The sequence below is a fragment of the Vagococcus sp. QWL-13 genome, assembly GCF_058683555.1.
Window position 1 is genome coordinate 1,393,994 of record NZ_CM178746.1, and the last position, 14,101, is coordinate 1,408,094.

13 protein-coding genes are annotated in these 14,101 nt (G+C 39.2%); 10 read left to right on the plus strand and 3 right to left on the minus strand.

All coding sequences use genetic code 11. The features are described 5' to 3' along the window. Window positions 1-379: 379 nt before the first annotated feature. The 5 genes from acnA (at window position 380) to AC4PHI_RS06470 (ending at window position 7,407) form a co-directional block, all read left to right on the plus strand. Complete coding sequence (gene acnA, locus AC4PHI_RS06450; RefSeq protein ID WP_492201481.1) at window positions 380-3,079, plus strand: aconitate hydratase AcnA; 2,700 nt, start codon at window positions 380-382, stop codon at window positions 3,077-3,079. A gap of 24 nt (window positions 3,080-3,103) precedes the next feature. Continuing rightward, window positions 3,104-4,249 carry a citrate synthase gene (locus AC4PHI_RS06455; protein ID WP_492201482.1) on the plus strand — a complete coding sequence of 382 codons (1,146 nt, stop codon included), beginning with the start codon at window positions 3,104-3,106 and terminating at the stop codon, window positions 4,247-4,249. A 3-nt stretch (window positions 4,250-4,252) separates the two neighbouring features. Beyond that, window positions 4,253-5,524: an NADP-dependent isocitrate dehydrogenase gene (icd, locus tag AC4PHI_RS06460; RefSeq protein ID WP_492201483.1), complete on the plus strand. Its 1,272-nt coding sequence runs from the start codon at window positions 4,253-4,255 to the stop codon at window positions 5,522-5,524. Window positions 5,525-5,889: 365 nt separating this feature from the next. Continuing rightward, window positions 5,890-6,288, plus strand: coding sequence for a VOC family protein (locus AC4PHI_RS06465; RefSeq protein WP_492201484.1), 399 nt, complete (start codon window positions 5,890-5,892; stop codon window positions 6,286-6,288). A gap of 840 nt (window positions 6,289-7,128) precedes the next feature. Beyond that, a complete protein-coding gene (locus AC4PHI_RS06470) occupies window positions 7,129-7,407 on the plus strand; it encodes a hypothetical protein (RefSeq protein ID WP_492201485.1) in 279 nt (92 codons plus the stop codon). Between the two features lie 367 nt (window positions 7,408-7,774). Here the strand turns inward: AC4PHI_RS06470 and AC4PHI_RS06475 are convergent, their stop codons facing one another. Beyond that, window positions 7,775-8,773, minus strand: a complete 999-nt coding sequence (locus AC4PHI_RS06475) for a reverse transcriptase family protein (RefSeq protein WP_492201486.1) — start codon at window positions 8,771-8,773, stop codon at window positions 7,775-7,777. A 506-nt stretch (window positions 8,774-9,279) separates the two neighbouring features. Here AC4PHI_RS06475 and phnD point away from each other — a divergent pair. Genes phnD through AC4PHI_RS06500 form a run of 5 tightly spaced genes read left to right on the plus strand, consistent with a single transcriptional unit; the run spans window position 9,280 to window position 13,369 of the window. Next, window positions 9,280-10,200, plus strand: a complete 921-nt coding sequence (gene phnD, locus AC4PHI_RS06480) for a phosphate/phosphite/phosphonate ABC transporter substrate-binding protein (protein ID WP_492201487.1) — start codon at window positions 9,280-9,282, stop codon at window positions 10,198-10,200. Window position 10,201: 1 nt separating this feature from the next. Beyond that, complete coding sequence (gene phnC / locus AC4PHI_RS06485; protein ID WP_492201488.1) at window positions 10,202-11,017, plus strand: phosphonate ABC transporter ATP-binding protein; 816 nt, start codon at window positions 10,202-10,204, stop codon at window positions 11,015-11,017. After that, entirely contained in the window at window positions 11,010-11,810 is an 801-nt protein-coding gene (phnE, locus tag AC4PHI_RS06490; RefSeq protein WP_492201489.1) for a phosphonate ABC transporter, permease protein PhnE, read from the plus strand. Before phnC ends, phnE begins: the two co-directional genes overlap by 8 nt. Window positions 11,811-11,822: 12 nt before the next feature. Continuing rightward, the gene (locus AC4PHI_RS06495) at window positions 11,823-12,608 is read left to right on the plus strand and encodes a PhnE/PtxC family ABC transporter permease (RefSeq protein ID WP_492201490.1); all 786 of its coding nucleotides are present in this window, start codon (window positions 11,823-11,825) and stop codon (window positions 12,606-12,608) included. Between the two features lie 50 nt (window positions 12,609-12,658). Then, window positions 12,659-13,369: a tyrosine-protein phosphatase gene (locus tag AC4PHI_RS06500; protein WP_492201491.1), complete on the plus strand. Its 711-nt coding sequence runs from the start codon at window positions 12,659-12,661 to the stop codon at window positions 13,367-13,369. Between the two features lie 115 nt (window positions 13,370-13,484). On the opposite strand, the gene AC4PHI_RS06505 is transcribed toward AC4PHI_RS06500, so the two are convergent. Together AC4PHI_RS06505 and AC4PHI_RS06510 are read right to left on the minus strand one after the other, a co-directional pair. Beyond that, complete coding sequence (locus AC4PHI_RS06505; RefSeq protein WP_492201492.1) at window positions 13,485-13,664, minus strand: DUF6440 family protein; 180 nt, start codon at window positions 13,662-13,664, stop codon at window positions 13,485-13,487. A 4-nt stretch (window positions 13,665-13,668) separates the two neighbouring features. Beyond that, complete coding sequence (locus AC4PHI_RS06510; protein ID WP_492201493.1) at window positions 13,669-13,992, minus strand: hypothetical protein; 324 nt, start codon at window positions 13,990-13,992, stop codon at window positions 13,669-13,671. Window positions 13,993-14,101: the final 109 nt, after the last annotated feature.

The window sequence follows — 14,101 nt, forward strand, 5'->3', positions numbered from 1 at the left end:
AAACAGTCTTTTACCAGAAGTGATTAGCACAATATGGATTTTAATTGCCTTAAAAGAGAATAACGTTCAATGTTAAGGCAAAAATTAGTGTGAAAGTATTTTTTAAAATAATTTCATGCTTTGTTTTTGATTGAGGTGGGAAGAATTTCTTGTTTCATGGTAAATGGGACCAACAAAAATTTAATCCAATTTACTGACTAGTGAAAGAAATTTTCTTCACTGTTTTTTATCAGCCCTATTTGTTTAGATTTGGTGAGATTGAAAGCATATTATCCGGCTTTTTCGTAAACTATAAAGAAATTTACATCAGGATTAATTTACAATTAGAAAGAAATTGTGTATACTAATCAAAATGTAATCATTGTCGAGAGGTGAGGAAATGTCCTTATTTAAGGAAAATTGTCGCAGTCAATTACTGCATGACAATCAAGTTTATTTTTATTATGATTTAGAAAACGCTGCCCGTCAAGCTGAGGCAGATTTGCACAGACTACCCTATACGATTCGGATTTTACTCGAATCATTGATCAGACAAGAAGACGGTTTGGATATCACTGAAAATCACATTGAGGAGCTGCTCCGCTGGGAACCAAAAAATGTTTCCGGTGAGATTCCTTTTAAACCGGCGCGCGTGATTTTGCAAGATTTTACAGGTGTTCCCGCTATTGTGGATTTGGCTTCCATGCGTGAAGCCATTGTTCAATTAGGCGGAAAAGCAGAACAAATCAATCCAGAAGTCCCGGTTGATTTAGTAATCGACCACTCCGTTCAAGTGGATGCTTTTGGAAACGAAAAAGCATTGCAAAAGAACAGCAAGTTTGAATTTTTACGCAACAAAGAGCGGTATGAGTTTTTGAAATGGGCACAGCAAGCTTTCAGCAATTACCGGGTTGTGCCTCCAGCAACAGGAATCGTCCATCAGGTAAACCTTGAATATCTGGCCGATGTTGTGAAAACAGGCAAAGAGAATGAGACAGATTTACTTTACCCAGACAGTGTTTTTGGAACGGATTCCCATACGCCAATGGTCAACGGCCTAGGAGTCTTAGGATGGGGTGTGGGAGGAATCGAAGCAGAAGCGTGTATGTTAGGAGAGCCTTCCTATTTCCCTACACCGGAAGTCATCGGTGTTGAATTTACCGGTACATTGCCGCCAGCTGCAACAGCAACAGATTTAGCATTGAAAGTGACTCAAGTGTTACGTGAAAAAAATGTAGTAGGAAAATTTGTGGAATATTTTGGTGAAGGTATCCGGTCACTGACTTTGGCAGACCGTGCCACTATTGCCAATATGTCGCCGGAAAATGGTGCAACATGCGGGTTTTTCCCGGTTGACGAAGAAACTTTAAATTATATGCGTTTGACGGGAAGAAAAGAGAAACAAATCGAGCTGGTTGCTGAATATTTAAAAGCTAATCATTTGTTTTATGACAAGGAAGCTCACATTCAGTATAGTGATGTGGTCGAGATTGATTTATCGGCGATACAATCTAATTTGGCCGGTCCTAAACGGCCACAGGATTTGATTCCTTTGACAGAGATGAAAACTTCTTTTGAAGACGCGGTGACAGCTCCGGAAGGAAACCAAGGCTTTGGTTTACCAAAAACGGAACTGGATAAAAAAGCCGTATTGACATTGAATCAGGAAAACTATGAACTGGCAACTGGAAGTGTCGTGATTGCTGCGATTACCAGCTGTACGAATACTTCTAATCCTTATGTGATGCTGGCAGCTGGACTGCTTGCCAAAAACGCAGTAGCCAAAGGTTTGAAAGTAGCTCCGTTCGTAAAAACTTCTTTGTCGCCAGGTTCTCAAGTGGTAACAGGCTATCTTGAAGATTCCGGTTTAATGCCTTATTTGGAAGCGTTAGGATTTTACTTAGTTGGCTATGGCTGTACCACGTGTATCGGAAATTCCGGTCCATTGGAAAAAGCAGTAGAAGACACTATCAAAGACAATGATTTGCTAGTGACATCAGTTTTAAGCGGCAATCGAAATTTTGAAGGTCGGATACATCCTTTGACTAAAGCAAATTACTTAGCTTCTCCACCATTAGTCGTAGCTTATGCTCTGGCTGGAAATGTCAACAAAAACTTGGAGGATGAGCCGTTAGGTTTGGACAAGGACGGTCAACCTGTTTATTTGAAAGATATCTGGCCGACTGCTGAGGAAATCAATGAAATGATTGCCAAATATGTGACACCGGAAATTTTCCAAAAATATTATGCTGAAGTTTTTGACGCCAATCAGGATTGGAATGCTATTGAGACCAGTGAAGGAAGTACTTACCAATGGGATGAGGCTTCAACTTATATTGCCAACCCGCCGTTTTTTGAGAATCTTTCGCTGACTCTGGATAAAAAGGATGAGTTGCACCAGCTTCGTGTGTTAGCGAAATTTGGCGATTCGGTTACCACAGACCATATTTCACCGGCAGGCTCAATAAGTCCGGAGTCTCCAGCCGGTAAATACTTGCTGTCCCATGACGTCCAGCCGCGCGAGTTTAACTCTTTTGGTTCACGTCGGGGACATCATGAAGTGATGATGCGCGGAACCTTTGGCAATATCAGAATCCGTAATCAAATCGCCGCTGGAGTGGAAGGCGGCTACACGACTTACTGGCCAACAGGAGAAATCATGTCAATTTATGACGCCGCTATGAAAAATCAGGAAGATGGCATTGGTTCCGTGATTTTAGCCGGTGCCGACTATGGTATGGGATCTTCCCGGGATTGGGCAGCCAAAGGGTCAAAATTATTGGGAGTCAAGGCAGTCATTGCTAAAAGTTTTGAAAGAATCCATCGTTCCAATTTAGTGATGATGGGGATTCTGCCTTTACAATTTATCGAAGGCGAGGATGCACAGACGCTTGGATTGACTGGTTCTGAAACCTTTACAATTCTGTTGCCGGAGGAGCCGGCTATCCACGAAAAAGTAACGGTCAAAGCAACCGATGCCGATGGGAACGTGAAAGAATTTACGACAGTTGCTCGTTTTGATGCTCAGGCAGATATCCGCTACTATCAGCATCAAGGGATACTGCCGATGGTGATTAGAAAAAAATTGGAAGAAAAATAGAAAAGAGAAAGGTGGCTACTCAAGATGGCAGTCGAAATAGGATTAAGAGGAACCTTTGCCTGTGAAACGCGAATCAGCTCGATTATTGATGAAGTGCTGTCCTATGCTGGTTACACGATTGAGGAACTGGTGGATAATAATATAAGTTTCGAAGAGACGATTTATTTGTTGTGGTATTTGAAATTGCCAAATGCTAGTGAACTGAAAATATTGACAGATGATTTAAAAGCCCACATGGGGATTTCAGATGTAATCGAAGCAGCGTTGCGCATCCAATGTCGGGAAAACTTGCACCCGATGAGCGTCTTGCGCAGTACTATTTCACTGCTGGGAGTATTCGATCGGGATGCAGAAAAAACTGATTCAGAGGCGACTTATCGTCAGGCAATCAGCATTCAAGCAAAAATGCCGACAATTATTGCTGCTTTTTCCCGCTTGCGTCGGGGGCTTGATCCAATACCTCCGCGCAAAGACTTGTCCTTTGCCGGAAACTTTATTTACATGTTGGAAGGAAAAGAGCCGACAAAAGTTCAGGAAGATTCCCTAAATGAAGGGCTAGTGCTCCATGCAGATCATGAGTTGAATGCTTCGACTTTTGCCGCACGGTCATGTGCTTCAACCCTATCAGATATGTATTCTTGTATTACCACCGGGATTGCTACGCTGAAAGGCTCTCTGCATGGGGGCGCCAACGAGCGGGTCTTTGAAATGCTAAGGGCCATTGATGAATGTGGAGATACGGAAAAATATCTGCAAGAGAAATTGGATTCCAAAGAAAAAGTCATGGGCTTCGGACACCGTGTCTATCGGACAGTAGACCCACGACAAAAATATTTAAAGAAGAAAGCTTGGGAATTGACAGAGGGAACCGAAGATGAGAAATGGTACCATCTGTCAATCGAGGTTGAACATTTTATGCGAGAGAAAAAAGGAATCATTCCTAATGTGGATTTTTATTCCGCCACAGTTTATCATAGCTTAGGCATTGAAAGTGATTTGTTTACCTTGATTTTTGCCATGAGCCGGACATCTGGATGGATTGCCCATGTGTTTGAACAAAAAAGTGAGAACACTTTGATTCGTCCCCGTTCCAAATATGTCGGTCCATCAGATTTGAAGTTTGTTCCACTGGAATTACGGGAAAATTTTTCAGCGATACAGGAGGGGTAAAGGTTGTCAGAAGGAAATAAAATTATAAAAGAAACCAATGGGGTAAAGGTCGGCGATCAGCCGATCATTCCTTTTATCGAAGGTGACGGGACAGGACCTGAAATATGGCAGGCAGCTCAAAAAGTTTTCGATGCGGCTGTGCTCAAAGCTTATGGCGGTCGTCGAAAGGTTGTCTGGAAAGAGTTGCTGGCGGGTGAAAAAGCTTTTAAACAAACAGGGGAGTGGCTTCCTGAAAAGACGTTGACAGCCATCAAAGACTATTTGGTTGCTATCAAAGGACCTTTGATGACTCCTATCGGCGGAGGTTTCCGCTCATTGAACGTGACGATGCGTCAAGTATTGGATTTGTATGTTTGCTTGCGTCCCGTGCGATATTTTCAAGGAGTTCCTTCACCATTAAAACATCCAGAGCGGACAGACATGGTGATTTTCAGAGAAAATACGGAAGATATTTATGCAGGGATTGAATTTGCTCAGGGGACATCGGAAGTTCAAAAGCTGTTGAATTTTTTAAAGGATGAGTTGGATGTGACAAAAATCCGCTTTCCTGAAAGCAGCAGTTTGGCCATTAAGCCTGTATCACAGGAAGGGACCAGCCGTCTGGTCAAAGCAGCCATCGACCATGCTTTACTTGAAAATAAACCGAGTGTGACTTTAGTGCACAAAGGGAATATCATGAAATATACCGAGGGTGGTTTTAAAAACTGGGGTTATGATGTTGCCGAACAAGAATACGGCGAACAAGTTTTCACTTGGCGACAGTATGAAGTTATCAAGTCTGACAAGGGAGCAGATGCAGCGGAAGCCGCTTTGAAAGAGGCCGAGCAAACAGGTCGTTTGATTATCAACGATGTGATTGCGGATAACTTTTTGCAGCAGATTCTTTTGCGGCCTGAAAACTTCTCTGTGGTGGCCACATTGAACTTGAATGGCGACTATATTTCAGATGCATTGGCAGCACAAGTGGGTGGAATCGGTATTGCACCTGGGGCGAATATCAATTACGATACCGGCCATGCAATTTTTGAAGCCACTCATGGAACCGCACCTGATATTGCTGGGTTGAACAAAGCCAACCCGTCGTCTGTAATTTTGTCAGGGACGATGATGTTTGACTATTTGGGATGGCAGGAAGTTTCTCAGCTGATTGTGACCGCTTTAGAAAAAACGATTCAGGCCAAGACAGTTACCAGTGATTTTGTTACTCAAATGGAAGATGCTAAAGAAGTCACGACGATAGAATTCGCCCAATGTCTAATCGATAATATGGCTTAGATTTATTTTGGTTATTAGTGGTGACTGTTGTTCAAAGCAGAAAAATCAAAAATGAATAGAGCATTTGACCAGTGAAGAATTCTTTCTTCGCTGGTTTTTTAATATGCTTTGCTGTTTAATTTTTAGCATATATCTAAAAAAGTTCTGAAATCTTTTCATTACCAAGAGAAGTTTTAAGGTTTACAGTTCGAAAATTTCTAACGAGTTTATTTTAAATAAAATAACAAAAAATATCAGGATAAAATAATTGACATGAGGATTTATCAGGTGTCATACTATACACGAAAGATATTTATCCTTTCTAAATCCTAAAACTTTAATGATGAAAAAGAATGATAAATAACAATAAGAAAGAAGGCGGTTTTATGTCAACGATGGTTTTCGCAAACTTTCCTGTGAGCAACTTAGAGCGTTCGATTGCCTTTTATACCAGTCTGGGTTTTCAGCAAGATGAAGAATTTTCATCGTTTGATGGTTGTGCAATGGTTTGGGATGATACTTTCTGGATCATGCTCCATACTCACGAGTCGTATCTCAAGTTCATTGGAGGAAAAAGTATTCCAGATACTAAAACTATGAGCGGATCGCTAGTTTCCTTTAGTCTTGAAAGTCCTGAAGCTGTGAAAAAATTTGCTGAAACTGCAAAAGAAAATGGCGGGAATTATTATAAAGTTGACATGGGAGTACCAGAAGACCATTTATATTTTTTTGAAGTCACAGACCCCGATGGAAATATTTTGGAGCCATTGTGGATGAAAACTTAGATTTACAGGATAATCAAACTGTCTATCAATAATGATTTCTAGTTGTTTACACTTTGTTGCAACAATCCTGCTATTTAAAAATTTAAAAATGAATTGCTCATTTACCCAGAAAAATATGATCAGTGTTTTCTGGGTGTTTGATTTGTTGCCTATTATAATTTTTTTCTACGGGGATTTAAATAAAAAAATTGAAAGAAAATTGTTTTCTTTCAATACCGATAATTTATAAGTTTGTGTTTTCGAAAACGCAGTAAATCTTGATGATCCCTTAAAACACTGTATCTATCGCACTATCAATGGATTGCAATCATTCATTTTACTATTTATTTACTACTGACGAATGAGTCTTGATACGCTGATATTCTGGATATACGAAGAGATGGTACAGTGCATCAGTATTGAAACATCAAAATTGAATAAAGTATATAGGTCGCAGAGCATACAAAACCGACATTCTTTTTCTATCTCCATCCGTTCAGAAATGGGCGGCTATTTTATTACACAAATTGTACTACTGACGTAAGGATAGCACCTCTACAATTTCTCAAGAGCTTGAGCATTTTATTAGATACTTATATTCAACAGTTCGCAATTAATCACTGATTCAGAAAGTTATTAATTAAAGTATGACAGTGTGGATATGTTTCACTAACAAAGATTTTTATTTTGTAGATAGAGGAAGTAACCACAAAGCAGCGTATAAATTTGTCTATTCTGAAGGTTACAACGTTGAATTGGGTTATAATGGTAATCTTTATGCGGCAAAAAGCTATACTTGCATTTATGATGTTAATGTTATGAGTTTTTGATATAATATATTTAAGAAAAGGAGGGATTATTATGACACTTGAAAATTATATAAACATACTGACATTGATAGGTTTAGGAATCTTTTTTCATTTTTTGATTTATTTGATTATACAAAAGATATTTTCTAGTTCAAAACTACAGGTACTTGCATCTTTTCTTCTTTCTTTAGTTTATACTATTAGTATATTCACTTTTACAAAAGGGTTTGAATTACTTGCTTTGGGTATAGCCATGGTGGGAGTATGGTTTTTCTTCGTAGTAATTCTCTTATATAAAATCATTAAATATTTTAAAGGTAAATTAGCATAAGAACTTTTAGGGGTCATCTAATCTGATGACCCCTTTTTTTGTAAGCTTTTTTGAATGATTTATCTATAATTAAATCTCCTTATAAATTTTTCTTGTTCATACTATAGAACTGATTTTTTGCATTTTTAAATGTTATGTCCAATATAATTTTTAAAGATTGAAATAATTCTTGTTGCACTAATATTTAACAAAAAAATGTCGTTATTGCCTGTATTTATGGGCTATAACGACATTTGACAACATTTGAAAATATAATCAAAGTTTTTATAAGTTTGTATGATACAAATATTTGATTTTAGGAACATGTTATGGCATGAATCAAAGTGTGAAAAGAATAGTTCAAATCAGTACTGATAATTGTTTGTAATTAAACAGATTCACTCGCAAGCAATAACATGATTCCATCCTTCAAAATGGAAAATTCCTTATCGGAAGGGTTGACAGATAAAATAAAATTGATTTTCCCAAGCAAAGAACTCAAATAATCTTCAGCATTTTTGGTTTCATTGGAGGAATGTGACCAGTCATTTGTACGTTCTAAATGGGACTTCACCCCGTATTTCAAGCAGTAATGAGCAGATTGTCTGACCTTTCTCCGGTATTTTTTAGGTACTTGTATTTTTTCGTTGACGGTGAGGCCGGTAACTAACTGCTGTTTGCCGGTTGAAAGGAGTTTGGTCTTTTTTTGATTGAGGGAAAATCCCAGCACTTCAAGAAAAGCATTGACTTTATGATACAGTTTTTTAACATCAAAATCACCGGAAAAAGTCATGTCGTCGCAATATCTCGTGTACTCAATGTCGCGTTCCAGACACCATCGGCCCATATAGTCGTCAAAGGGTTTCATCACAAGATTGGAAATCATGGGAGAGCTAGGTGCTCCCTGCGGCAGACAATGGTTCAAACAGCATAATTGAGTCAAGATACCAGCCGTTTGCGGCGGGAAATAGGCTCTTGGGAATGCCCGCTGAAAGACCATGGCAAAAGAAATGTTATCAAAAAAATCATTTATATCTAATTTATAAACCTGCGTTTTTCCAACGTGAGCCGAAGCATTGTGGAGCAAAGATTTTTCTCTTTGATAGGCGGTGGCATAGACCGAACACGATTGAGGTTCCAGCACATGAGTCAAAATATTTTTTTGTATTTTTTTCAACAAAGGGCTTGGCTCATGGATGATTCTGTGGCCGCCTGTTCTCTTTTTTAAATAAATAGTAGTGTAATGGGACTCGATGGAGTTGCTGACGGCATAGAGACATGCCAGCTGTTTGTCCGGAGTCAAGTTGGTAGGGGCCAGCAAGTTAAAAGACAGCAGAAAATCATTACATTGATCAGTCGTAGTATATTTCCAAATTGAAGTGTTCATACGCTTAATCCCCTTAAAAAAAAAATAACGCATCGGCAAGATAGAAGGATACTAAACAACGATGCTGTAATGAGCGAGATGTGCATCGTCGTAGACTGGCAGCACATGCAATGTGCGGAAGCACATTGAACGAGTTACAGTTTAAATGGTTCATGTACCATTTTCCAAGGGCGACTCGCTCTTGGACTGATTGGAAAACAATCAAAATGACTATCCTTATCCTGCCGATGCTCTAACCACATCATAGCATATTTTTTTAAACCGTTATAGTAATAAGGGGGATTAAAACTGAGCAATTGTTTGCTGTAAATTTTCAAAAAATCAATCCGCTGTTATGAGAAGGGAACACCGAAATTCTTGTCTGAAGTGAGTGTGGAGATTGAAAAATGGTTCGTTTATGCAAATTTTTACATGAAATTTACATGCTTTATAATCTTTTTTTACATAGACAATCTATAGTTGAAGATGAGACAACGTAAAAATTTTACAACAAATGGAGGAAAAAAATGGCTCGAGTAAAAATAAAATGGATTTTGACCTTAGTATCACTTCTAATGCTGGTATCAGCTTGCGGCAATTCAAAAGCAAATGAAGGGGAAGAGAACGCTTGGCCGGAGAAATTGACAATTGTGACGATGCCTGATGAAAATAATCCTGAGGCAGGCGGGAAAAATAAAAAATTTGAACAGGATATGAGCGACTATCTTGGAATCGAAGTGGAGCAAATGGAAGGAGCAGATTATGCCGTCGGGATCGAGGCGATGAAAAGTCAGCAGCTTGATATTTTACTAGTCAGTCCGATGAGTCTTCATCAAGCAAGCGAGAGAGTAGAAAACGGAATCGAACCCGTAGCTACCACAAAATCTGGTGATGCCCAAGAATATAAAACTGTATTTGTTGCCAAGTCAGATAATGATGAAATCAATAGTCTTGAAGACCTGAAAGGGAAAAATTTTGCCTTTGTGGATCCTGCCTCATCTTCCGGGTATTTATATCCTAAATACACATTAGTCAAGGAACTAGATTTATCACCGGACCAAATGGAAGAATCAAACTACTTTTTTAAAACTGTGGCTTATTCAGGGAAACATGACACAAGTTTGATGGGTGTAGCTAAAGGGGATTATGATGCAGCGGCAGTGGCACTTCAAATAATTTCAATGATGTCTGACTCTGGTTTAATCAAGGAAGACGACCTTAAAATAATCGGAGAGACTTCTGTCATACCTAGTGCCCTTTACATCATGCGTTCCGATTTGCCCGCTGATTTGAAGGAAAAAATCAAAAATTTCTATTTACAGTACGAAGATGAAGAGTACTTTGAAACATTTTATAAAGATAAAACTACCCGTTTTACTGAAGTGGATATGGCTGATTATGCTGAAACTCAAGATATGTTGAAAACATTGAATCTGGAGGTAGACTGAAGTGAAAGAACCTTTGCTAAAAATAACCAATCTTACCAAACGTTATGACGGAAACAAAACTGCATTAAAAAACATTGACCTTGAGATTCATCCAAAAGAATTTGTGGTGATTATCGGGCCTTCAGGTGCCGGTAAATCCACACTCATCCGCTGTCTGAACCAGCTGGTGAAACCTTCTGAAGGGGATATTATTTTTGATGGGGAGGATATCTCAAAGGCAAAAGGCAAACAGTTAAGAAAATTACGCGGAAAAATCGGAATGATTTTTCAACACTACAATTTGATTTCCCGTACCAATGTTTTAAAAAATGTACTGAATGGCAAACTTGGCAGTGTACCTTTTTGGGTCAGCACTTTTGGATTATACAGTCAAGAGGACCGGTTGCAAGCCTATCAGCTGCTGAAAACGGTTGGTTTACAAGACCACCTTTATCAGCAGGCAAAAGATTTATCGGGAGGGCAGATGCAGCGTGTAGGTATTTGCCGTGCACTCATGCAGGACCCTACACTTATCTTGGCAGATGAACCTATAGCTTCTCTAGATCCAAAATCTTCGGAAGTTGTGATGGATTATCTGAAAAAGGTGACCGAGGAACGGAATTTGACGTGTATTGTCAATCTCCATCAAGTGGAAGTAGCGAAAAAATATGCCACTAGAATCATCGGTGTCCGTCAGGGGGAGATTGTATTTGACGGAACAGGTGCCCAGTTGAATGATGAGATTATTCAAAATATTTACCATCTTCCGGAAAAAAATCAAGAAGTCATCCTTCCGGAAACAGAATTTATGCCCGAAGGAGAAGCTGTCTATGAATAGTCTTGATCAAAAAGTTTCTGTCCCTTTACGCCAAATGTCTGTGCTCAAACGAAATTTCACTTACACTATGCTTTTTATTTTAGTTGCATTTCCTTTTATTTATCTAAGAGTCAATCCAGTAGAAATATTAGCTTCTTTTCCGTCGATTGTGAGTTTCTTTGGTGAAAATTTTTTCCCGCCGGATTTTTCAGGATTTAAAAATTATGTGCCTCTGATTATTGAAACGGTGTTGTTTGCTGTAGTGGGGACATATATTTCGGCTGTTCTAGCTTTTGTTTTAGGACTTGCCATGTCAGAAAACATCAACCCGATTGCGCCGGTACGCTGGGTTGTCCGTACTTTTTCATCTTTAGTCCGAAACATTCCCGTGCTGGTTTGGGCATCTTTGCTTGTGTATATTTTTGGTATTGGAAGCATGGTAGGCCTTCTTGCCTTGATACTGGCGACTCTGGGCTTTTTGACCCGGTCCTATGCCGAAACCATTGACAACATCGCAGACACGAAACTGGAGGCTCTAAAGGCGAATGGTGCCTCTCCTGTCCAAGTCATCATCAATGGACTGATGCCGGAATTTATCCCTTCATGGGTCAACTGGACACTTTTTTCTTTTGAAATAAATATTAGGGCTTCTGCCATTTTAGGAATGGTGGGAGCCGGAGGGATAGGTATCATGATTCAAACCAATATCCGTCTGTTTAAATATCAGGAAGCCCTAGCGTTGATTATTACCTTAGTTGTCCTGATTCTTTTGACAGAATTTGCCGTTACAAAAATCAGAAGAGCGATTTTATGAGGGGAGAGGGAAATGGAAAGTAAAATTCAATTAACTGACAGGAGATCCCTGATTAGAAAAGTTTTGATGGCAGCTGGTTCTCTGGTACTTTTCGGTGTCAGCGTCAGCTTTTTAAAACTAGATTTTGTTACATTTTTTGATAGAGCCAAAGAAGCCGGCACTGTTTTACAGCATTTTATTCAGTTGGATTTGACAGATATTGCTGAAATTATATCGGAATTATTTTTATCTGTCACTATTGCCTTTGCTGCATTGATTGCCGGCACAGTGTTTTCTGTAATTTTCGCTTTATTCGGTGCTGAAAATATTTCTCCCCATCCTTACGTTTCTTATTTTATCAAAGGATTTATTTCAATCATTCGGGCGATTCCGTCCCTTGTGTGGATATTGATGATTGTAGCAAGTATGGGATTTGGGACTATTTCGGGTTTAATCGGTTTGATTTTTCCCACAGTAGGTTATCTGGGAAAGTCTTTTATCAGCAGTATTGAAGAGGTCCCAGAAGACATAATCGAAGCAATGAAAGCTACTGGTGCTTCCAAAATACAAATTATTACAGAAGGGATATTTCCCTGTGTGAGCAATATGTTTTTAAGCTGGATTGCTATCCGGGTGGAAAGTAATGTGGCTGAATCCATCTCTTTGGGAATCGTGGGTGCGGGAGGTATCGGAACACTGTTGACCCGTGCTATCGGCAGTTACAATTATCCTAAAATATCAACAATTATCCTGATGATTTTTATCACCATGCTGGCACTGGAAATAATTGTCAACGGTATTAAAGCGGCAGCAAAATAGAAATAGAAGTTATCGAAACAAACAAAAATATTAAAAAAGGAGACCATGTGATGTCTTTTGTACGATTACCATTAGAAACAACTTTTAATACCCGTGATTTAGGAGGGATTCCTACTAGAAACGGGAGTCATACCAAATGGGCCCGGCTGATAAGAAGCGATGATGTGTCCAAAGTAAACCCCCATGATATGGATTGGCTTAAAAATTACGGTGTAAAAACCATCATAGATTTAAGAACAGCAGAGGAAAGGGAAGTGACCGGCTATAATTTTTCGTCCAAAGACTTTTCCTTGCACCATCTTTCTTTGATGTCCTCAGACGTAATTGACGATGTGACAAAATATGACTCAAAAGATGTGTCCATGGGAGATTTATACGTTAAATTCCTCGAAGAAGGGGGAGAAAAATTCCGACATCTTGTTGAAATCGCTGGGGATGATAAAACCGGGGGCGTTTTATTCCACTGTGCTGCCGGCAAGGACCGTACAGGAGTGCTGGCCGCCTTGCTGTTAAGTTTGCTAGGGGCAGAAACGGGGGATATTTTAGCTAACTACGAAACTACTTATACTTATTTGAGTCAAAATCCGCTTTTCAATCATCAAAATGGTTATGGCGAATTGCTGCAAAGTCGCCGGGAGTGGATGGCACAGGTGCTGAATCATTTAGATAGTGAGTACCAAGGGTCAGAGAATTATTTGAAATATTATGGCGGAACAAAAGAAACGATAGAGATGTTGAGAGCCAAATGCTTGAACTCTTAATCGTTTAAATACAAAAAAATGGGACTGATGAATCAATTTTTGATTCATCAGTCCCATAAATTATAGAGCCGAGAAATCTAGATGATTCTCGGTCCCATGATGTTTATTTGTTTTTTTAAGGGGTTCTTGGGGCGAGTTGGGGTTTGCCGTCTGCACCGATCAGCGGTGTGATAGCTGTTCCTGAACCGCTGGCAACGAATAAGTATTGAACACCGGTGAGGGTATCTGTAATCACCCGTACATCCACCATCAATCCAAGACCTTTTTGTATATCGATTTCAAAACGTTCTGACATAGTGTCACTTCCTTCCGTTTTTATCCCTATTTTTTATTAGTCTGTAAAATCTGCTGACAATCAAAACTGTAAAACTTACCAGTGCTATCACGAAAAAAATCGTCAATTGCAAGGTATGATTTTTGTATTGGAAATAAAGGGCAGTGTATGGCAAGTCTAAATAAAACAGCCACCAAACCGTATCCAGGAGATAGCAGACAATGGTCAGGCACAGAAGGATTTTATCAGAAATCAGCCACTGGGTTCCTTTTGTTAGAAATAAGAACAACACTATCAATGCTAGAGTAATGACGATTACAGCCAAACCTTGGGACAAGTGGTAGCTCATGTTTGCCAACTCCTTTTTTATCCCCACAACACTTATTCCAATCTTAAAAGATATCTGATTTTAAAGCAAATCAAACCTTTTAGGCAAAATAACATTTGAAAAAGCAATT

Coding starts and splice junctions, on each gene's coding strand:
- acnA (WP_492201481.1), top strand. CDS start 380: ATGTCCTTATTTAAGGAAAATTGTCGCAGTCAATTACTGCATGACAAT.
- AC4PHI_RS06455 (WP_492201482.1), top strand. CDS start 3,104: ATGGCAGTCGAAATAGGATTAAGAGGAACCTTTGCCTGTGAAACGCGA.
- AC4PHI_RS06465 (WP_492201484.1), top strand. CDS start 5,890: ATGTCAACGATGGTTTTCGCAAACTTTCCTGTGAGCAACTTAGAGCGT.
- AC4PHI_RS06470 (WP_492201485.1), top strand. CDS start 7,129: ATGACACTTGAAAATTATATAAACATACTGACATTGATAGGTTTAGGA.
- AC4PHI_RS06475 (WP_492201486.1), bottom strand. CDS start 8,773: ATGAACACTTCAATTTGGAAATATACTACGACTGATCAATGTAATGAT.
- phnD (WP_492201487.1), top strand. CDS start 9,280: ATGGCTCGAGTAAAAATAAAATGGATTTTGACCTTAGTATCACTTCTA.
- phnE (WP_492201489.1), top strand. CDS start 11,010: ATGAATAGTCTTGATCAAAAAGTTTCTGTCCCTTTACGCCAAATGTCT.
- AC4PHI_RS06495 (WP_492201490.1), top strand. CDS start 11,823: ATGGAAAGTAAAATTCAATTAACTGACAGGAGATCCCTGATTAGAAAA.
- AC4PHI_RS06500 (WP_492201491.1), top strand. CDS start 12,659: ATGTCTTTTGTACGATTACCATTAGAAACAACTTTTAATACCCGTGAT.
- AC4PHI_RS06505 (WP_492201492.1), bottom strand. CDS start 13,664: ATGTCAGAACGTTTTGAAATCGATATACAAAAAGGTCTTGGATTGATG.
- AC4PHI_RS06510 (WP_492201493.1), bottom strand. CDS start 13,992: ATGAGCTACCACTTGTCCCAAGGTTTGGCTGTAATCGTCATTACTCTA.